This window comes from Stenotrophomonas sp. SMYL89 (assembly GCF_036319985.1).
Taxonomy (GTDB): Bacteria; Pseudomonadota; Gammaproteobacteria; order Xanthomonadales; family Xanthomonadaceae; genus Stenotrophomonas; species Stenotrophomonas maltophilia_Q.
In genome coordinates this window covers 1-19,548 of record NZ_JAWIRW010000008.1, presented here as the reverse complement: position 1 = coordinate 19,548, position 19,548 = coordinate 1, and the positions used below count along the sequence as shown (strand labels likewise).

Sequence of the window (19,548 nt, the reverse complement as noted above, 5' to 3'; positions counted from 1 at the left end):
TGGCCCGGGGCGGTCATTGCTTGCTCCCGGCCTTGTCTGCCGGCTTGGCGGCCGCTGCGACCGTCTTCGCCTTTGCCTTCGGATCGGCGATCACCTGCACCGCGGTACCGTCGCGCAGCGCGACCTTGCCGGCGGTGACCACCTGATCACCGGCCGCCAGGCCATCACGGATCTCCACCCACGGGCCCTCGGCGTAACCCAGCTTGACCGGAACGCGTGCGACCTTGCCTTCGCGCACCCGGAACACCGCCGGCTCACCGTCGTCGAGCAGCGCCAGGCGCGGCACCACAAGCGCATCGGCACGCTGGTCGTAATCGATGCGGATGCGCCCGAACATGCCGGGCTGCAGCGCATGGGCGGCGCCATCGAAGGCACTGACCACGCGAAACGTGCCGCTGCCCGAATCCACCACCGGCGCGATGCGGTCGACGGTGCCGGTGAAGCTCTGGCCCGGCAGCGCATCGGCAGCCAGCGTCACCGGCTGGCCGGCACGCAGCGTGGCCAGTTCGCGCTCGGGCACGTTGAGGGTGGCTTCCAGGCGCGAGTTGTCGACGATGCGGAAGATCGGCGTGTTGATCTGCACGAAATTGCCGGTCTTGATCGAGCGCGAGGCGATCACGCCGGAGATCGGCGCCACCACCGTGGTGTAGGACAGTTCCAGCGTCGCCAGGCGGTACTGCGCGCGGACGTTTTCCAGATCAAAGCGCAGCTGGTCGACATCGGCGGCACTGACCATCTGCTGGCCAACCAGTTTCTGGGCGCGCTGGTAGTTGTTTTCCAGCTTGCGCATCTGCGCTTCGCTCTGGGCAACGGCCAGGCGTGCGCGGTCCGGGTCCAGGCGCACCAGCGGCTGGCCAGCGGTCACCCGCTGGCCTTCCTCGACCAGCACCGCCAGCGCCACGCCGGAGGTCTTGGCGACCACCTGCGATTCGGCGCGCGGCTCCAGCGCAGCGGTTCCGGTGTAGCTGGCCGCGACCGCACGGTGGCTGGCCACTGCCACCTCGACCGGCACCGCGTCGACCTTCTTCTCCTCCTTGGTCTCGGCGGCCTTGGCTTCGGAATTGGGCCCTGCGGCGCAACCGCCCAGCAGCAGGGAGGTGGAGATCAGCAGTGCGGCGGCACAGATTCCGCTGCGACGGCCGGACAGGAAGGTTGGGTGCGACATCGTCAGGTCCCTGGAGGATGCGTGGACAGGTGTGGTAGCAAAGTAATGCACCACTTCACGGCCACACCATATCCCAAAGGTCATGGTGCCTTCACGCCACCGGTCGGACCGACCCCATTTCAGCTAGATGAAACCTGAGGCTATACTCGGGTCGTTCCGTACCCCACGCCGGAACGACCAGACCCGAATCCCCGGAAACGACACCATGCGCCCGCAGCCGCTCGCCGCTTGTCTCGCTCTGGCCGTCCTCCTGCCCCTTGGGGCCGCCGCACAGCCCGCTCCTGCTCCTGCCACACCCGCTCCGGCCCCGGCTCCTGCCGCCGCGCCGGCGCCTGCCGCGCCCACCGGCAACTTCGACAATGGCCGCGTGCTGGCCTACACCTGCCAGGGATGCCACGGCATCACCGGCTACAAGAACGCCTATCCCAGCTACCGGGTGCCGAAGATCGGCGGCCAGACCCAGCAGTACCTGGCCCAGGCCCTGACCGAGTACCGCCAGGGCAAGCGCCGGCATCCAACGATGCAGGCGCAGTCGATGAGCTTCAGCGAACAGGAGATCGCCGATCTCTCTGTTTACCTGTCCACCGTCAAGTAAGGCCCGCCCATGTCGAAAGCCGCGCATCCGATGCGTCATGCCATCGCCCTGTCCGTTGCCCTGCTGCTGGCCGCCTGTTCGCAGTCGCAGGTGGAAAACAGCGAGAAATCCGCCGCCGACCCGGGCCATGCCAGCGGCGAACACGGCTCTTCTTCTTCGGCCGGCCTGCCCGCAGGCCGCGAGGCCGCCGGTGAAGCCCGCGCCAGGGTGAAGGGCAAGGCCACCAACCAGAGCTGCATCGACTGCCACGGGGCTGACGGTAACGCGCCGATCGACCCGACCTATCCGAAGCTCGGTGGGCAGTACGGCGACTACCTGGCGCATGCCCTGCAGGCCTACCGCGCCGGTGACCGCCAGCACATGCTGATGACGCCGCAGGCGAAGGACCTGAGCGATCAGGACATCGCCGATCTGGCCGCGTATTTCGGCAGCCGGCCGAGCCAGCTGCGGGATCTGCACGGGGTCAAATGACCGCCCCCGGCGGGTGCGGAATCCGCTTTGGTGGGTGCGGACCTTGGTCCGCACTGATGCAGGCATCCACGGACCTACCAGCCGAGCATGGGCTCGGCTCTACAGCGCCTGCTGGCATGCCTCGGTAGAGCCGAGCCTACGCTCGGCTGCACTGGGGCCAGATCGCGATGAGCCGAGCATGGGCTCGGCTCTACATCAATAGCCTCGCCGCTGGCGCCGACCGGCGCTCAGCCTTCCAGTTCTTCCCAGCGCGCGTACGCGGCATCCAGCTCGGCCTGCACCCTGGCCAGCTGCTGGGTATGCGCGGTCACTTCGGCGCTGCTGCGGGTGTAGAACGACGGGTCGTTCATCGCCGAGGTCAGCCCTTCGACATCGCCTTCCAGCTTTTCGATGGTCTTCGGCAGCTGCTCCAGTTCGCGTGCTTCCTTGTAGGCCAGCTTGCGCTTGGGCGCGGCCGGAGCCGCGGCAGCCGGGGTAGCCGGTGCGGCGGCCGCCGGCTTGGCGGCGGGGGCTGCGGCAGGCGCCGCGATGCTGGCCGCATAACGCTGCCAGTCGCTGTAACCGCCCACGTACTCGCCGATCACGCCGTCGCCTTCCATCACCAGCGTGGAGGTCACCACGTTGTCGATGAAGTCACGGTCGTGGCTGACCAGCAGCAGCGTACCGGTGTACTCGCCCAGCAGCTCTTCCAGCAGCTCCAGGGTTTCCACGTCCAGGTCGTTGGTCGGTTCGTCCATCACCAGCAGGTTGGACGGCTGCGCGAACAGCTTGGCCAGCAGCAGGCGGTTGCGCTCGCCACCGGACAGGCGGGTGATCGGCGCACGCGCACGTTCCGGGGTGAACATGAAGTCCTGCAGGTAGGCATGCACGTGCTTGCGCTTGCCGTTGAACTCGAGGAAATCGCGGCCTTCGGCCACGTTCTCGATCGCGCTCCAGTCTTCGCGCAGCACTGCACGGTACTGGTCGAAGTAGGCGATCTGCAGGTTGGTGCCGGCGTTGACTTCGCCCTTGGCCGGCTGCAGTTCACCCAGCAGCAGCTTCAGCAGCGTGGTCTTGCCACTGCCGTTGGGGCCGATCAGGCCGATGCGGTCGCCACGCAGGATGGTGGTGGTGAAGTCGCGGACCATGGTGCGCTCGCCGAAGGCGAACGAAATGTCCTTGACGTCGATGACCTTCTTGCCGGAGCTGACGCCCTGCGCGGCTTCCATCTTGACGTTGCCACTGAGATCGCGGCGCTGCGAACGCTCGGTACGCATCGCCTTCAGGCGGCGCACGCGGCCTTCATCGCGGGTACGACGCGCCTTGATGCCCTGGCGGATCCACACTTCTTCCTGCGCCAGCAGCTTGTCAAAGCGCGCGTTTTCCTGCGCCTGCGCGTTGAGGCGTTCCTCACGGCGGCGCTCGTAGTTGGCCCAGTCGCCCGGCCAGCTGGTGACCTGGCCGCGGTCGATCTCGACGATGCGGGTGGCCAGTGCGCGCAGGAAGCGACGGTCATGGGTGACGAACACCACGCTGCCGCTCCAGCCCTTCAGGAACGCTTCGAGCCAATCGATGGCTTCGATGTCCAGATGGTTGGTCGGTTCGTCCAGCAGCAGCACATCCGGGCTGGAGACCAGTGCACGGGCGAGCAGCACGCGGCGCTTCATGCCGCCGGACAGGCGGCCGAACTCGGCCTCGCCGTCCAGGTCGAGCTTGGTCAGGGTTTCGCTGACGCGCTGGTCCAGGCCCCAGCCGTTGGCGGCATCGATCTTGGCCTGCACGTTGCCGAGGGCTTCGCCATCGAACACCTCGGCATGGCTGAGGTGGTGGAATTCGGCCAGCCACTGGCCCAGCTCGCCCAGGCCATCGGCGACGACGTCGAACACCGAGCCGGCGGCGCCATGAGGCACCTCCTGCTCCAGGCGTGTGACGCGCACGCCCTGCTGCACGCGGACTTCGCCGTCATCGGGCTTGTGGTCGCCGGACAGCAGCTTGAGCAGGGTGGATTTGCCGGCGCCGTTGCGGCCGATCAGGGCGATGCGTTCGCCCGGCTCGATCGACAGTTCGGCCTTTTCCAGCAACAACGGGCCGCCGACGCTGAAGTCGACGTTCTGCAGAGTAATCAGAGGCATCCGGATATTGTACGGGTTGGGGGCGTCGGCCGGGTTGCACCCAGCACCCGCAGAGGCAACGTCAACCGCCGAAGCAACAGCTGAAGCGGGTTTCCTGTGGGATGGCGGGGCGGTGTGGGTATGCAGGACACGCCGTAAACCCATCCATGGGGGCTCGATGGCGCCATCCATGGCGCCAACGGTCCTGCATACCCACACCGCCCCGCCTTCGACAGATTTCCGCAATCTGTCGGAACTGCATTCTGCTCCGGTGGGTGTCGACCTTGTCTGTCGGAACGGCATTCCGCTCAGGTGGGTGTCGACCTTGTCTGTCGGAACGGCATTCCGCTCAGGTGGGTGTCGACCTTGGTCGACACGGTAGATCCACGCCATGCGTGGATGAACGCTGCAGGGACTGTCGACGGATGGAATCGACTTGGAATCTGATGGCTTACCCCACCTCCCCCAACAACGCCTGCAACCCTGGCAGCCATTGTTTGCCCGGGTGGCGCACCAGCCACAGGGTGCGCTGCAGGGCGGGCAGCGGCGTCTCGAGTACGCGCAGGCGGCCGAGGGCCAAGGGTTCTTCCAGCGCGTGGCGCGAGAGGCAGGCCAGGCCGAGGCCGGCGATGGCGGCCTGCTTGATCGCTTCGGTATTGCCCAGCTGCAGGGTCTGGGCGAAGCCACGCAGGTGCGGGAGCAGCGCCTGTTCGACGGCTTCGCGGGTGCCGGAGCCGGGCTCGCGCAGCAGCCAGCGGGCAGCGCGCAGTTCGTCCAGTGACCAGCTGGCGGGGGCATCGGCGGCAGCCACGATCACCAGCGGGTCCTGCTGCCAGGCGGTCACCTGCAGGCCGCGCTCGTGGCACGGGCCTTCGATCAGGCCGGCGTCCACGTCCAGGCGCTGCACGGCAGCGACCACGCCGGCACTGTTGTCGATGCGCAGGTCGACCTCGGCCTGCGGCGCCTGGCGCAGCAGGTCGGCGATGCGCGGCGGCAACAGGTAGTTGCCGATGGTGGTACTGGCGGCCAGCACCAGCCGCAGCGGTGCGCCCTGCCCCGGGTCGCCGCCGGCGGCCAGCTGCCGCTCCAGATCGGCGGCGTTGACCAGCAGCGTGCGGGCAGGCTCCAGCAGTGCGCGGCCGTGCCCGTTCAGCGCCAGGCGGCGGCCGATGCGGTCGAACAGCGGGGTGCCGAAGTGTGCCTCCAGCTCCTGCAGGGCGGCGCTGCTGGCCGACTGAGAGAGCGCGATGGCCTGGCCAGCGGCGGTGGTGCTGCCGTGATCGGCGATGGCGACGAAGACCTGCAGCTGGCGCAGGGTCAGGCGCATGGAAATTACCCGCTGGATAGGTAGGTTTCACCCATATTATTCGTTTTACAGGTCATCGTCTCAGGCGCACGCTTGCCCCATCTCTCCAGCGCTGCCGTGCCATGAACGTCCCTGCCCTCTCCCCCTGGACCCTGCCCGCCCTGCGCCAACGCTGGCAGCCGCGCCTGCCCGGCCTGCTGCTGGTCGGCCTGATCGCAGCGGCGTCGCTGTACCTGGCCGAGCTGCCGTGGCTGCAGGCACACGGCCTGAGTGCGCTGACCGTGGCCATCGTCGCCGGCATCGTGATCGGCAACACCTTCTATCCGCGGCTGGCACCGAGCAGCGCGGCCGGTGTTGGTTTCTCCAAGCACTGGCTGCTGCGCGCCGGCATCGTGCTGTACGGGCTGCGCCTGACCTTCCAGGACATCGGCCATGTCGGTGTCAGCGGCGTGCTGATGGACGTACTGGTGGTTGCCAGCACCTTCGGCCTGGCCTGCTGGCTGGGCGTGCGCGTGTTCAAGATGGAACGCGAGGCGGCCATGCTGATCGGCGCCGGCAGCGCGATCTGCGGCGCCGCGGCGGTGATGGCTGCAGAACCGGTGGTGCGCGGGCGCGCAGCACAGGTCACGGTGGCTGTGTCGACGGTGGTGGTGTTCGGCACGCTGGCGATGTTCCTGTACCCGGCGCTGTATGCACTGGTGCAGTCGCACGGCTGGCTGGCGATGGACGCACGGCAGTACGGCCTGTTCACCGGTGCGACGGTGCATGAAGTAGCACAGGTGGTGGCGGCCGGCCGTGCGGTCAACGAAGCGGCGGCTGATACCGCGGTGATCACCAAGATGGTGCGGGTGATGCTGCTGGCGCCGTTCCTGATCGCGCTGTCGCTATGGCTGGCACGTGGGGGCAAGGCCAGCGCCGACGGCAGCAAGGCGCGCATCGTGGTGCCGTGGTTCGCGTTCGGTTTCGTGGCGGTGGCCGGTTTCAACTCGCTGCACCTGCTACCGGCTGGCCTGCAGGCGGGGCTGGTGCAGCTGGATACCGTGCTGCTGGCGATGGCGATGGCTGCGCTGGGTCTGACCACCCACGTCTCGGCGCTGCGCCAGGCGGGCCTGAAGCCGCTGCTGCTGGCGCTGATCCTGTTCGCCTGGCTGCTGTTCGGTGGCCTGGTGATTCATCAGGGCGTGCTGGCGGTGCTGGGCTGAGTCTACCCCCGATGTAGAGCCGAGCCGACGCTCGGCTTCAGAGGTGAAGCAGCCGAGCATCGGCTCGGCTCTACAAAGGGCAGCCGCGCGCGACCAGACGGGTACAATGCGCCATGACTGACTTCTCGACCCTGCCGCTGAGCCCGGCCCTGCAGCCCGGCCTGGATGCCCTCGGCTACACCACCCTCACCCCCGTGCAGGCGCAGAGCCTGCCGGCCATCCTGGATGGCCGCGATGTGATCGCACAGGCGCCGACCGGCAGCGGCAAGACCGCCGCCTTCGGCCTGGGCCTGCTGCAGTCCATCGACCCCAGCCTCATCCGCGTGCAGGCGCTGGTGCTGTGCCCGACCCGCGAACTGGCCGACCAGGTCGGCAAGCAGATCCGCAAGCTGGCCACCGGCATTCCCAACCTGAAGCTGTTGCTGCTGGTCGGTGGCGTGCCGCTGGGCCCGCAGCTGGCATCGCTGGAAGGCCATGACCCGCACGTGGTGGTCGGTACGCCCGGCCGCGTGCAGGAGCTGGCACGCAAGCGCGCGCTGAATCTTGGCGCGGTGCGCACGCTGGTGCTGGACGAGGCCGACCGCATGCTCGACATGGGCTTCGAGGAGCCGATCCGCGAGATCGCCGGCCGCACCCACAAGGACCGCCAGAGCCTGCTGTTCTCGGCCACCTTCCCCGACAGCATCCGCGCCATGGCGCGTGACCTGCTGCGCGAGGCGGTGGAAGTGACCGTGGAAGGCGCCGACCAGGCACCCGCGATCCGCCACATGTTCTGCGAGGTGGAACCGGCACACCGGCAGAAGGCATTGGCCGGCCTGCTGCTGAAGTACACGCCGGAATCGGCGGTGGTGTTCTGCAACACCCGCAAGGACGTGGACGAAGTAGCCAACTCGCTGCAGCAGTTCGGCTTCTCCGCGCTCGCCCTGCATGGCGACATGGAGCAGCGCGATCGCGAGGAGGTGCTGCTGTTGCTGGCCAACCGCAGCTGCAACGTGCTGGTCGCCAGCGACGTGGCCGCGCGCGGCCTGGACGTGGAAGAGCTGGCCGCGGTGATCAACTACGAGCTGCCGACCGACGTGGAGAGCTACCAGCACCGCGTGGGCCGTACCGGCCGTGCCGGTGCCAGCGGCCTTGCGATCAGCCTGGTGGCCGGCCGCGAAAAGACCCGCGCCGAAGCCATCGAAGCGCAGATGGGGCAACCGCTGGATTGGCAGAAGACGCCGCTGGCGACCGCGCGCCCGGCCGAGCTGCCGCAGGCCGCGATGCGCACGCTGCGCATCGACGGTGGCAAGACCGACAAGCTGCGCCCGGGCGACATTCTCGGTGCACTGACCGGCGACGCCGGCCTGTCGAGCAAGTTCATCGGCAAGATCGCGATCTTCCCGACCCGTTCCTACGTCGCGATCGCCCGTGAGCAGGTCAACAAGGCCGTGGCCAAGCTGGAAGCCGGCAAGATCAAGGGCCGTCGTTTCCGCGTGCGGATGATGTGATTGGCAAGGTGGTCGCCGGGCATGGCCCGGCGCTACCTGCATGCCGTGTGTAGCGCCGGGCCACGCCCGGCGACAGACTCAGAACACCAGTTCGGTGTGCAGCGGCAGGTCCGCTTCCCAGCGCGCACGGCCGCCAAGGCCGTCGAGTTCGACCAGTACACCGGCGCCGACCACGTCAACGCCCAGGCGGCGCACCAGCGACAAGGCAGCGACCAGCGTGCCGCCGGTGGCCAGCACGTCATCGATGATCGCCACGCGCGCGCCGGCCGGCAGCGCATCGGCATGCACTTCGATGCAGTCGCTGCGGTATTCCAGCGTGTACTCCTCGCGCAGCACCTGGCCGGGCAACTTGCCCGGCTTGCGCACTGGCACGAAGCCTACGCCCAGCTCCAGCGCCATCGCGGCACCGAGGATGAAACCACGCGATTCGATGCCCACCACCGCGTCCAGCTTCTGGTCGCGCCAACGGTCGGCCATCGCGGTGATGGCACCGCGGAAGTCCTCGCCGTGGGCGAGCAGCGGCATGATGTCCTTGAAGAGGATGCCGGGCTTGGGGAAGTCGGCGATGTCGCGCAGGCGGGAGGCCCACTGCGGAGCGACGAGGGCGTCGGTCATGTCACGTTGGCTATCTGATGGCGGCATAGGGTACCTGTTCCAGGCGCCGGCTGCCTGTTGGGGGTGTACGGCCGGGCTGCGCCCGGCACCTGCAGAGGCCACCGCACAAGCAAAAGCGAAAGCAAAAGCCGTATTCCGAGGGATGGCGGGGTGGGCCCGCCTTCGATAGTTTCCTGCGATCTGTCGGAACGGCTCGTGGGGTCAGATCCGTTTTCCGCAGGAAAACGGATCTGACCCCATTCTCGTATAACGATATCTGACAGATGTGTCGACCAAGGTCGACACCTACCCACAGCAGCGGGAATCTGTCGGAGGCGGGGCGGTGTCGGAGTGCGGGGTGTCAGCCGCATGGATGCGGCTGCCAAGCCCCCAGGGATGGGTTTACGGCGTCCCCGCACTCCGACACTGCCCCGCCAAACCACGGAATCCAGCCTTTGCTCTGGCTGTTGACCTGGCCTCTGCGGGTGCAGGGCGCAGCCCTGCCGAACCCCACCCTCAGGAACTGCAGGAAAGCATCGAGCAGCCGGCGCGGTTGTCGGCCCACGCCGGGCGTTTGCCGGCGAAGTGTTCAAGCCCCGGGCGTTCGGTGTACGGGTCGCGCAGCACATCCTGCAACGCATGAACACCGCCGAGGTCGCCCTGTTCGGCGCGATCGATGGCCTCCTGCGCCAGCCAGTTGCGCAGCACGTACAGCGGATTGGCCGCGGCCATCTTCGCCGTGCGTTCGCTGGCCGACAGCGTATCCATGCGCAGCCGCGCCGCGTAGTCCTGGAGCCACTGCTGCAACGGTGCCTGCACCGACTGCTGGCGCGCCTCGTCGTAGTACACCGCGTCCAGCAGGCCCACATCGGGCGACGCTGGATCAACGCGCATCAGCGCGCGCCAGGCCAGCGTCATGTCCATGCTGCCGTCCTGCATCAACTGCTGCCAGCGCAGGTAGAGCTGCAGGTCCTCATCATCGGCCGCAGCCAGGCCGAGCTTGGCCGCTGCATCGCGACGGGTGCAGGCAACGAACGTGGACTGGTACGCCGCCAATCCTGCCTGCAGCGGTTCGACATCGGCAAACAATGACGACAACGCCTGCGCCAATCGGCTCAGGTTCCAGTACGCCACCTGCGGCTGGGTACCGAAACGATAGCGCCGGCCTTGGGCATCGGTGGTGTTCGGCGTCCAGTCCGGATCGAAGTCCTCGACCCATCCATAGGGACCGTAATCCAGCGTGAGGCCGAGCACGGACAGGTTGTCGGTGTTCATCACGCCATGGACGAAGCCCACGCGCATCCAGTGCGCGATCATCTCGGCGGTGCGCACCGCGATCTGCGCGAACCAATCGCCATACAGCGCCTCGCCCTGCCCTTCCAGCTCGGGGAAATCGCGGGCGATGCAGGCATCGACCAGCTGCTGCAGCAAGGCGGTTTCACCACGCGAGGCCGGCAGTTCGAAGGAACCGAAACGCAGGAACGAAGGCGATACCCGGCACACGATGGCGCCGGGCTCGGCACGCGGGTGGCCGTCGTAGAACATGTCGCGCACCACGTCTTCGCCGGTGCCGACCAGCGACAGCGCGCGCGTGGTCGGCACGCCCAGGTGATGCATCGCTTCGCTGCACAGGAACTCGCGGATGGACGAGCGCAGCACCGCGCGACCATCGGCGCCCCGCGAATACGGGGTCGGGCCGGCACCCTTCAGCTGCAGCTCCCAATGACCGCCATCCGGTGCGACCACTTCGCCCAGCGAGATCGCGCGGCCATCACCCAGCTGCCCCGCCCAGTGACCGAACTGATGGCCGCCATAGTTGGCCGCCCACGGCTGCATGCCGGGGTATAGCGCATTGCCGCCGAATACGCGCGCGAAGCCTTCGCTCTCGACCTCAGCGGTATCGAAGCCGAGCATCGTGGCAACGTCCGGCGACCAGGCCAGCAGCGTGGGGACTGCCACGGGCGTCGGCATCACCGGCGACCAGGCGGCGCCCAGTACTTCGCGGCGACGCGGGCCGGATTCGGGGTCACCCGGCAGGGCATTCAGCAGGCGATTGTCGAAACGGGGGCTGTCGGTATCCATGGGGTTGAAGATGGGGGCGACCGCCGCCCGCCTCAATTGCCGCTGAGCGCCTGCAGATGCCCGCCATGTGCTTCGGCGCGCTGATAGGCCGGGCGCTCGCTGATGCGCTTGAGGAAATCGCGTAGCGCCGGCTTGTCATCCAGGCCACCACCACGGGCGGCGGCAGCCTGGATCGGGAAGCTCATCTGGATGTCGGCCGCGCTGAACCGCTCACCCGCGAACCAAGGGCTTTCGGCCAGGCGGCGCTCCATCCAGTCCAGGTGCAGGCGCCTTTGCGGGCCAATGAAGCCACGCTCGGCCTTGTCCGCGATGCTGCGCGCGATCGGGCGCGCAAAGAACGGCATCGGCGCGTTGCGGATGCGGCCCATCACCAGGGTCAGCAGTAGCGGCGGCATCGCCGAGCCTTCGGCGTAGTGCAGCCAATAGCGGTAGGCGATGCGCTCGGCGCCATCGGCCGGCGTCGGTGACGGCGACAGCTGGCGCTGGGTGTCGTAACGGTCGGCGAGGTAATCCAGGATTGCGCCGGACTCGGCCAGCACCAGTTCGCCATCCTGCAGCACCGGCGACTTGCCGAGCGGATGCACGTTGCGAAGCTCCGGCGGTGCCAGCAGCGTCTTCGGATCGCGCGGATAGCGGCGCAGCTCGTAGTCCAGCCCGAGCTCCTCCAGCATCCACAGCACGCGCAGGGAACGGGAGTTTTCCAGGTGGTGGACGATGCGCATGGGGACGATCCTTGGGGAGGTCCACATCGTACCGTGATGGCTGCATGCCCCATGTAGAGTCGAGCCATGCTCGACTGTCTTTGGAAAGCAGTCGATCAAAGCTCGACGCTACAGAACAACGGGCAATAAAAAACGCCGGAAGCTTTCGCTTCCGGCGTTCTGGCTACCAAACGGTAGCAGACGGATTAGACCGCCTGCACCTGGTCAGCCTGCATACCCTTCTGACCCTGGACGGCGATGAAGGTAACCTTCTGGCCTTCCTGCAGGGTCTTGAAGCCGGTGCCCTGGATGGCACGGAAGTGCACGAACAGGTCCGGGCCGCTTTCCGGGGTGATGAAGCCGAAGCCCTTGGCGTCGTTGAACCACTTGACGGTGCCGGTCTGACGATCAGACATTTGACTAACTCCTGAAACACATGTTGAAAAAAATCGCAGCCACCGGGTATCGGGGCCGAGACTGAGTTGCAGGCGTTGGTAAAGCGGATCGATGAGCGGATCGTGAGATCAACTGCACCAGGCCACGATTCACGGTGACCCTAGCAAACACAGTGGGTCGAACGATACGCGTGTTTTCTGCAAAAAGCGATAGCCCGGACGTTCATGGGCAAACCCTGCCCGCTAGGCGTGACAAGGCTTGGCAGCCGATCAAGCCTAACTCCGAGTCCCCATTCAGGTTTTTCCTACCCTACACTGGGTAAATGACTGAAGCTGAAACCCAAGCTGAACCCGCCCTCCCACGCATCTGGGTGGACGCGGACGCCTGCCCCACCGTCATTCGCGACATCCTGTTCCGGGCCGCTGAACGGGTCGGGATCGAGCTGACCCTGGTCGCCAACCAGTGGATCCGCACCCCGCCCTCGCGCTGGCTGCGCTCGATCCAGGTGCCGCAGGGCCTGGACGTTGCCGACAGTGCCATCGTCGAACGGGTGGCCGCCGGTGACCTGGTGGTCACCCAGGACATCCCGCTGGCCGCACTGGTGCTGGAAAAGAAGGCCGTGGCGCTGAACCCGCGCGGCCAGCTGTACACGCCGAACAACATGGCCGAACGGCTGTCGATGCGCAATTTCATGGAGGAGCTGCGCGGCGCCGGGGTACAGACCGGGGGACCGCCCCCGCTGGGGCCGCGCGACCGGCAGCTGTTCGCCGCCGAGCTGGACCGCTGGCTGGCGCGGCGCCCGGCTCGCTGAACAGAGCTAGTCGCCGTTGCCGGGCAGGCACAGGCGCCGCTGGCTGCTGAACCGCCGCGGCTCCCCGGTGAGTGGATCATCGAAGGCCAGCCCCTGTGCCAGCAACTGGAGCGGTGGCTCGGCACTGCTCTCAGGCCGCGACTGCAGCTGCGGGTAAAGGTCATCACCCTCGATCGGCGCGCCCAGCGCGGCCATGTGCACACGCAACTGGTGCTTGCGGCCGGTTTCCGGCTTCAGCCGGTAGCGCCAGATCGGTCCCTCCGCCTCGATCGGCTCGATCAGGCTGCGCGCATTGGGCTCACCTGGCACTTCGGCCATGCGGAAGAACGGCTCGTCCGGCGCCAGCCGGCTGTGCCGTCGCAGCGGGAACGCCAGCCCGGGCAGCGCCGGTGCCAGCGCCTCATAGGTCTTTTCAATGCGGCGCTCGCGGAACAACCGCTGGTAGGCATCGCGCGTGGCCGCCTGCGTCGAGAACAGCACCAGGCCAGCGGTCAGCCTGTCCAGCCGATGCAGCGGCGCCAGCCCGGTATTGCCCGTGCGTGCGATCAGGCGTGCCAGCAGGGTTTCGCGTACGTAGCTGCCGGCCGGCGTCACTGGCAGGAAGTGCGGCTTGTCGGCCACCAGCAGGTGCTCATCCAGATGCAGGATGGTCTCGGCGAAGGGAATCACCGGTTCGTCGGCCACCTCGCGGAAGTACTGGATCTCCAGTCCCACCTGCCAGGGCATGTCCGGCGACAGCGCCCTGCCCTGCATGTCCTGCACGCGGCCACGGGCGAAGCGATCCTGCCACTGCGCACGGTCGATGCGCGGGAAACGTGCGCACAGGCCATCAAGCAGGCTGGGCCAGAGGCCGGGCGGCAGCTGCAGGCGGCTGGGCAGGGTCATCGTATCCACTTCTGCGGCGGGAAAGCGTGCAAGGGTGCCACGTTGACGTCCCGCAGACAGTCTGGCAACGGACACCCCGGAAGCAAACCTCTATCATTGTCGTCTTTAGTCCACGGATCCCCCATGGCTCTTACCGCCACCATCCGCAAGGCCGAACTGCAGATCAGCGACATGGATCGCGGCTACTACGCGACCCACAACCTGACCCTGGCCCAGCACCCGTCCGAGACCGACGAACGCCTGATGGTGCGCCTGCTCGCCTTCGCCCTCAATGCCGGTGACCGCCTGGAGTTCGGCCGTGGCCTGAGCACCGACGATGAGCCGGACCTGTGGGAACACGACTACACCGGCGACATCCTGCAGTGGATCGACCTGGGCCATCCGGACGAATCGCGCATCCGCAAGGCCAGCAACCGCAGCCGCCAGGTGCAGGTGATCAATTACGGCGGCAACGCCTCGGACATCTGGTGGGGCAAGCAGGGCAAGGGCCTGGCGCGCTTCGACAACCTGTCGGTGGTCGACCTCGATGGTGCCTTCGTAGAACTGTGGGGCCAGCAGATCCAGCGCGCGATGCGCTGGAGCGTGCTGATCCAGGACGGTGAAGTGCAGCTGCTCAACGATCAGATGCAGCTCGACGTGATCCCGAACTGGCGCAAGCGCGCCAAGGCATGAGCACGATCCGCTGCGACGTGGTGGTCATCGGCGCCGGCGCGGCCGGACTGATGACCGCGATCACGGCTGGCCAACGCGGCCGCCAGGTGCAGGTGATCGACCATGCCAACAAGGTCGGCAAGAAGATCCTGATGTCCGGCGGTGGCCGCTGCAACTTCACCAACACCGGCACCACCCCAGCCAATTTCCTGTCAGCCAACCCGCACTTCTGCAAGTCGGCGCTGGCGCGCTACACGCCCTGGCACTTCATCGAGCTGCTCAGCAAGCACGGCATCGCCTATCACGAAAAGGAGCTGGGCCAGCTGTTCTGCGACATCTCCTCCAAGCAGATCGTGAAGATGCTGGTGGACGAATGCCAGGCGGCCGGCGCGCAGATCCGCACCGAGTGCAGCGTGCAGCGCATCGAGCACGGCAGCGACGGTTTCCGCGTGCACACCACGCACGGCCTGTTCCACTGCGCTTCGCTGGTGGTGGCCACCGGCGGCCTGTCGATTCCGAGCATGGGCGCCACCGGCTTCGGCTACGAGATTGCCCGCCAGTTCGGCCACCAGGTGCTGCCGACCCGCGCAGGCCTGGTACCGCTGACGCTCAGCGGCAAGCACCAGGAGCGGCTGGCCGATCTGAGTGGTGTCGCCCTGCCGATCGAGGCGCGCTGCAACGGCAAGCGCTTCCAGAACTTCATGCTGCTGACCCATCGCGGCGTCAGCGGCCCGGCGATCCTGCAGATCTCCTCGTTCTGGCAACCCGGCGATGCACTGGAGCTGGACCTGCTGCCCGGCCAGGATGCCGGCGAGTGGCTGCGCCAGATGAAACGCGAGCGCCCGGCCGCCGAGCTGCGCACCGTGCTGGGCGAGGTACTGCCGAAGCGGCTGGCGCAGCGCCTGTGCGAGCACTGGCTGCCCGACCGGCCCGTGCGCCAGCTGGACGAGCCGGTGCTGCGCCAGGCCGCGCAGCTGCTGGGCGCGTTCCCGCTGGTGGCCAGTGGCACCGAGGGCTACCGCACCGCCGAGGTCACCCTGGGCGGCGTGGATACGGCCGAGGTGTCGTCCTCTACGATGGAATCCAAGCGGGTGCCCGGCCTGCATTTCGTTGGCGAGGTGCTGGACGTGACCGGCTGGCTGGGCGGCTACAACTTCCAGTGGGCCTGGGCCAGCGGCCACGCCGCCGGTGGCGTGGTGTGAAGCAGATCGCCGTTCGATGCGTGCAAGGGGTGCACGCATGGACGGTTCGCCGCGCATCGTGTATCTAGATTCGCAGATTGGGGAGCAGTGCATGCAGAACGCGAACGACATCACCATCCGCCTGCTGATCGTCGATGACAGCGGCGAAAACGCCGAAGCCATTGTCAGCACCCTGCGCAACAGCGGCATCGCGGTGCGCCCCTGGCGGCCGCAGGATGCGGCCGAGCTGTCCCAGGTGCTGTCCGGCCAGGCCATCGACCTGGTGCTGGCATCGCCCTCGCAGGGCATCCCGCTGCCACTGGTGGCCCAGCACATCGCCGCCAGTGGCAAGGACATCCCGCTGGTGCTGCTGGCCGAGCGCATCGACGAGGACGAGCTGGTGCAGGCCAGCAGCCACGGCATCCGTGCCCTCGCCCTGCGCCAGCGCCCAGAGCACCTGCTCGCCGTGGTCCGCGACCAGTGGGTGGACCTGCAGGCGCGGCGTGGCCTGCGCCGCATCGAGGCGCAGATGCGCGAGACCGAGCGCCGCTGCGATGCGCTGATCGCCTCCTCACGCGACCCCATCGCCTACGTGCATGAAGGCATGCACATCCGTGCCAACGACGCCTACCTGGAAATGTTCGGTTACGAGCATTTCGACGATATCGAAGGCATCTCGCTGCTGGACATGGTCGCCGCCCAGCATGTGGAGGGCTTCAAGCAGCTGCTGAAGGGCCTGAGCCGTGGTGAAGCGCCACCGCCGCAGTACCAGCTCGATGCCCGTCACGAAGATGGCAGCGCGTTCCCGGCAACGATGGAATTCACTGCCGCCACCTACGAGGGCGAATCCTGCCTGCAGGTGGTGCTCCGCCGCCGCATGGAGTTCGACCCGGAACTGGCGCGCGAGGTCGAGGACCTGCGCCAGCGCGACCAGGTCACCGGCCTGCTCAACCGCCCGACCTTCATGCTGCAGCTGGAAAGCGCGGTGGCCCAGGCCGGGCGCAGCGAGGGCCAGTTCGGCCTGCTGCTGATCGAGCCGGACCACTACGCGCGCCTGCTGCCGGACATCGGCCTGGCGTCGGCCGACACCCTGATCGGCGCCCTGGCCGGCCTGCTGGCCGAGGTGGTCGGCGAGGACGCGCAGCTGGCCCGCTTCGGCGAACACAATTTCGCCGTGCTGCAGGCCGGGCCCTACGCGCAGACCGTGGCGCTGGCCGAGCGCATCCGCGAAGCCTACGCCGCACACGTCTTCAGCATCGGCGCGCGTTCGGCCACGGTGACGGTCAGCATCGGCGGCGTACAGGTGGGCGAGAAGATCGCCAGCATCGGCCAGGTGCTCGCACGCGCCAGCGAGTGCACGCATGCCGCCGCCGAACTGGGCAATACCTGCCGCATCTTCGACCCGGCTGCGGCCGACCGCGTCGAGGAAGAGCGCGTGCTGCGCTGGGTCACCCGTATCCGTGAAGCATTGGCCGGCGACGGCTTCCAGCTGCACTACCAGCCGGTGCTGAACCTGCAGGGCGAGCCGCTGGAGCTGTACGAAGCCTACCTGCGCCTGGAGCACAACGGCGAGCTGTTGAGCCCCACCGCGTTCCTGGGCATCGCCGAGGAGCACGGCCTGCTGGCCGACATCAACCGCTGGGTGGTTTCGCAGGCCATCGCCGTACTGGGCCAGCGTGCGCGCCAGGGCCATGCCACCCAGGTACTGGTGAAGGTGACGCCGGAATCGTTCGACGACCCGCAGATGATCGCCACCCTGCGCCGCGAACTGCAGGCGCAGGGCGTACCCGGTGAGCGACTGTGGCTGCATGCACCGGAAGCGAAGGTGTTCACCCACCTGCGCAGTGCGCAGCAGTTCCTTGCCGAAGTGGCGCCGCTGGGCTGCCGCATCGGCCTGGAGCAGTTTGGTTCGGGATTGGACTCGTTCCAGCTGCTGGCCCACTTCCAGCCGCAGTTCCTCAAGCTGGACCGCGGTTTCACCAGCGATCTGGCGGCCACCCGCGAGAACATCGACCGCATCAGCCAGATCACCGCACGCGCGCAGGAAGCCGGTATCCATACCATCGCCGAGTTCGTCAGCGATGCCAATTCGATGACCCTGTTGTTCAGTGCCGGGGTGGACTACGTGCAGGGCGACTTCGTCGGCCCGGCGCTGCCGGAGATGGGGTTCGAGTTCGGGTGACGCGTCTCTGTAGAGCCGAGCCATGCTCGGCTGCAGGACTCAAGCGAAGAGCAGCCGAGCATGGCTCGGCTCTACACAAACGAGAAGGCCGGCTTTCGCCGGCCTTTTCATTGATCAGGTCATGTCGACCAGGTTGTCGATCTTCACGTCCGGGTTGACGTCGGCCTCGTAGTCGACACCCTCCACGCCAAAGCCGAACAAGCGCAGGAAGTCGGCCTTGTAGCCGGCCAGGTCGCTGATCTCGTACAGGTTCTCGTTGGTCACCTGCGGCCACAGCGCGACCACCTTGCCCTGCACGTCCGCCGCCATTTCCTTGTAGTCGGCACGCAGGCGGCCTTCCTCATCGACCAGCGCAACGGTGTGGCCCTCGCCATCGACCAGGTCGTGGCGCAGGCGATCGATCGCCACGCCGTCGGCCTTGCCGCCGTAGAGGATGTCGTACAGCACGTCGAGCTGCTCGATGCAGCCTTCGTGGGTGCCCTTTTCCTTCATCACCTTGAACAGCAGCGACAGGTACAGCGGCATGGTCGGAATGGCCGAGCTGGCCTGGGTGACCACGGCCTTCAGCACCGACACGCGCGCGTCGCCGCCGATTTTCGCCAGTTTTTCGCGCAGGCCCAGCACCTTGGTGTCCAGGTCCTTCTTGGCGGCACCGATGGAACCGTTCCAGTAGATCGCCTGGGTGATCTCTTCGCCCACGTAGGTGAAGGCCGTGGTGGTGCAGCCGTTGGCCAGCACGCCGGCGTCGGCCAGCGCATCGATCCACATCTGCCAGTCCTCACCGCCCATCACCGCAACGGTGCCGGCGATTTCTTCCGGCGTGGCCGGCTGCAGGTGGGTCTCGGTCAGCACTTCCTTGTCGGTATCCAGGCCACGCAGGGTGATCGGCTCGCCGATCGGCTTCAGCGTGGAGCTGATGATCTCGCCGGTCTTCGGATGCTTGCGGCGCGGCGCGGCCAGGCTGTAGACGACCTGGTCGACCTGGCCCAGATCGGCCTTGATCATCTCGATGGTCCTGGCCTTCACTTCATCGGAGAAGGCGTCGCCGTTGATGCTCTTGGCGTACAGGCCGGCTTCGTCGGCGTACTTGTGGAACGCGGCCGAGTTGTACCAGCCGGCCGTGCCCGGCTTGGATTCGGTGCCCGGTCGCTCGAAGAAGATGCCCAGGGTCGCGGCGCCGCTGCCAAAGGCAGCGGTGATGCGCGCCGCCAGGCCGTAACCGGTGGACGCGCCGATGACCAGCACGCGCTTGGGGCCGTTCTGGATCGGCGGGCGCGCGCGGATGTAGTCGATCTGCTGCTTGACCGCGGCCTCGCAGCCGGTCGGGTGGGTGGTGACGCAGATGAAGCCGCGGACACGCGGTTTGATGACCATGGATACCTCGGGTTGGCAGATGCGGCGCACGGGGCGCTCAGCAGGAATGCGGGCGCGCGCCTGCGCGCGCGAACCGCAGGATCGTAGTGCGCGGGGGCTGATTGCACAACCGACGCTGGCGTAGGGTGGGGTTTGTTTTGCAGGGTTGCACCCTGCACCCGCAGAGGCAACGTCAACGGCAGAAGCTCGGTTCCTGTGAGTTGGCGGGGTGGATCCGGTTGCGGGGGACGCCGTAAACCCATCCTTGAAGTGCCCCCCGAGACTTGGACGGGGTCAGGCGGCCGATTGGGCCTGCTCCCGGTACTTTACCGGGCTCAGACCTTTCAGTTTCAGTTTGATGCGCTCTTCGTTGTAGTACTGGATGTATTCCAC

At 67.2% G+C, this 19,548-nt stretch carries 18 protein-coding genes; 8 read left to right on the top strand and 10 right to left on the bottom strand.

The genetic code is table 11. The features are described from left to right. Nucleotides 1-13 precede the first annotated feature (13 nt). A complete protein-coding gene (locus tag V3B41_RS11665) occupies nt 14-1,165 on the bottom strand; it encodes a MexH family multidrug efflux RND transporter periplasmic adaptor subunit (protein WP_021204157.1) in 1,152 nt (383 codons plus the stop codon). A 205-nt stretch (nt 1,166-1,370) separates the two neighbouring features. On the opposite strand from V3B41_RS11665, the gene V3B41_RS11660 reads away from it, so the two are divergent. Next, nucleotides 1,371-1,760 (top strand): c-type cytochrome, encoded by a 390-nt coding sequence (locus tag V3B41_RS11660; RefSeq protein ID WP_005413034.1) that lies wholly within the window; start codon nt 1,371-1,373, stop codon nt 1,758-1,760. Between the two features lie 9 nt (nt 1,761-1,769). After that, nucleotides 1,770-2,231: a cytochrome c gene (locus V3B41_RS11655; protein WP_049427707.1), complete on the top strand. Its 462-nt coding sequence runs from the start codon at nt 1,770-1,772 to the stop codon at nt 2,229-2,231. A 227-nt stretch (nt 2,232-2,458) separates the two neighbouring features. On the opposite strand, the gene V3B41_RS11650 is transcribed toward V3B41_RS11655, so the two are convergent. Both V3B41_RS11650 and V3B41_RS11645 read right to left on the bottom strand, forming a co-directional pair. Further along, complete coding sequence (locus tag V3B41_RS11650; RefSeq protein WP_285310528.1) at nt 2,459-4,342, bottom strand: ATP-binding cassette domain-containing protein; 1,884 nt, start codon at nt 4,340-4,342, stop codon at nt 2,459-2,461. Between the two features lie 430 nt (nt 4,343-4,772). Beyond that, complete coding sequence (locus V3B41_RS11645) at nt 4,773-5,648, bottom strand: LysR family transcriptional regulator (protein ID WP_049431524.1); 876 nt, start codon at nt 5,646-5,648, stop codon at nt 4,773-4,775. 101 nt (nt 5,649-5,749) lie between these two features. Between V3B41_RS11645 and V3B41_RS11640 the strand changes: the two genes are divergently transcribed. Continuing rightward, a complete protein-coding gene (locus V3B41_RS11640) occupies nt 5,750-6,829 on the top strand; it encodes a YeiH family protein (protein ID WP_049431521.1) in 1,080 nt (359 codons plus the stop codon). A 113-nt stretch (nt 6,830-6,942) separates the two neighbouring features. Beyond that, the gene (dbpA, locus tag V3B41_RS11635) at nt 6,943-8,319 is read left to right on the top strand and encodes an ATP-dependent RNA helicase DbpA (protein ID WP_329861138.1); all 1,377 of its coding nucleotides are present in this window, start codon (nt 6,943-6,945) and stop codon (nt 8,317-8,319) included. A 78-nt stretch (nt 8,320-8,397) separates the two neighbouring features. On the opposite strand, the gene V3B41_RS11630 is transcribed toward dbpA, so the two are convergent. The 4 genes from V3B41_RS11630 to V3B41_RS11615 all read right to left on the bottom strand — a co-directional run bounded on the left by V3B41_RS11630 (nt 8,398) and on the right by V3B41_RS11615 (nt 12,112). Beyond that, a complete protein-coding gene (locus V3B41_RS11630; RefSeq protein WP_049457836.1) occupies nt 8,398-8,934 on the bottom strand; it encodes an adenine phosphoribosyltransferase in 537 nt (178 codons plus the stop codon). 495 nt (nt 8,935-9,429) lie between these two features. Continuing rightward, a complete protein-coding gene (locus V3B41_RS11625) occupies nt 9,430-10,995 on the bottom strand; it encodes a protein adenylyltransferase SelO (protein ID WP_197633762.1) in 1,566 nt (521 codons plus the stop codon). Between the two features lie 32 nt (nt 10,996-11,027). Then, nucleotides 11,028-11,717: a glutathione S-transferase gene (locus V3B41_RS11620; RefSeq protein ID WP_049428208.1), complete on the bottom strand. Its 690-nt coding sequence runs from the start codon at nt 11,715-11,717 to the stop codon at nt 11,028-11,030. Between the two features lie 185 nt (nt 11,718-11,902). Next, entirely contained in the window at nt 11,903-12,112 is a 210-nt protein-coding gene (locus V3B41_RS11615) for a cold-shock protein (protein WP_004153307.1), read from the bottom strand. 302 nt (nt 12,113-12,414) lie between these two features. Here V3B41_RS11615 and V3B41_RS11610 point away from each other — a divergent pair, with 302 nt between their 5' ends. Continuing rightward, nucleotides 12,415-12,903: a YaiI/YqxD family protein gene (locus V3B41_RS11610; RefSeq protein ID WP_059034065.1), complete on the top strand. Its 489-nt coding sequence runs from the start codon at nt 12,415-12,417 to the stop codon at nt 12,901-12,903. A gap of 6 nt (nt 12,904-12,909) precedes the next feature. Here V3B41_RS11610 and V3B41_RS11605 read toward each other — a convergent pair whose 3' ends face one another. After that, nucleotides 12,910-13,788, bottom strand: a complete 879-nt coding sequence (locus V3B41_RS11605) for a pseudouridine synthase (protein ID WP_197620816.1) — start codon at nt 13,786-13,788, stop codon at nt 12,910-12,912. Nucleotides 13,789-13,911: 123 nt separating this feature from the next. On the opposite strand from V3B41_RS11605, the gene V3B41_RS11600 reads away from it, so the two are divergent. From V3B41_RS11600 to V3B41_RS11590, 3 genes are all read left to right on the top strand, one after another. Continuing rightward, complete coding sequence (locus V3B41_RS11600; protein WP_049428197.1) at nt 13,912-14,460, top strand: YaeQ family protein; 549 nt, start codon at nt 13,912-13,914, stop codon at nt 14,458-14,460. Next, nucleotides 14,457-15,641, top strand: coding sequence for an NAD(P)/FAD-dependent oxidoreductase (locus tag V3B41_RS11595; protein WP_329861134.1), 1,185 nt, complete (start codon nt 14,457-14,459; stop codon nt 15,639-15,641). Before V3B41_RS11600 ends, V3B41_RS11595 begins: the two co-directional genes overlap by 4 nt. A gap of 91 nt (nt 15,642-15,732) precedes the next feature. Continuing rightward, nucleotides 15,733-17,802 (top strand): EAL domain-containing protein, encoded by a 2,070-nt coding sequence (locus V3B41_RS11590; protein WP_197620814.1) that lies wholly within the window; start codon nt 15,733-15,735, stop codon nt 17,800-17,802. A 114-nt stretch (nt 17,803-17,916) separates the two neighbouring features. On the opposite strand, the gene fabV is transcribed toward V3B41_RS11590, so the two are convergent. Both fabV and V3B41_RS11580 read right to left on the bottom strand, forming a co-directional pair. Beyond that, nucleotides 17,917-19,176, bottom strand: coding sequence for an enoyl-ACP reductase FabV (gene fabV, locus V3B41_RS11585; RefSeq protein ID WP_197579998.1), 1,260 nt, complete (start codon nt 19,174-19,176; stop codon nt 17,917-17,919). A 273-nt stretch (nt 19,177-19,449) separates the two neighbouring features. Next, nucleotides 19,450-19,548 (bottom strand): IS3 family transposase (locus V3B41_RS11580; RefSeq protein WP_197616391.1); only part of this gene is annotated, 99 nt, incomplete at its 5' end.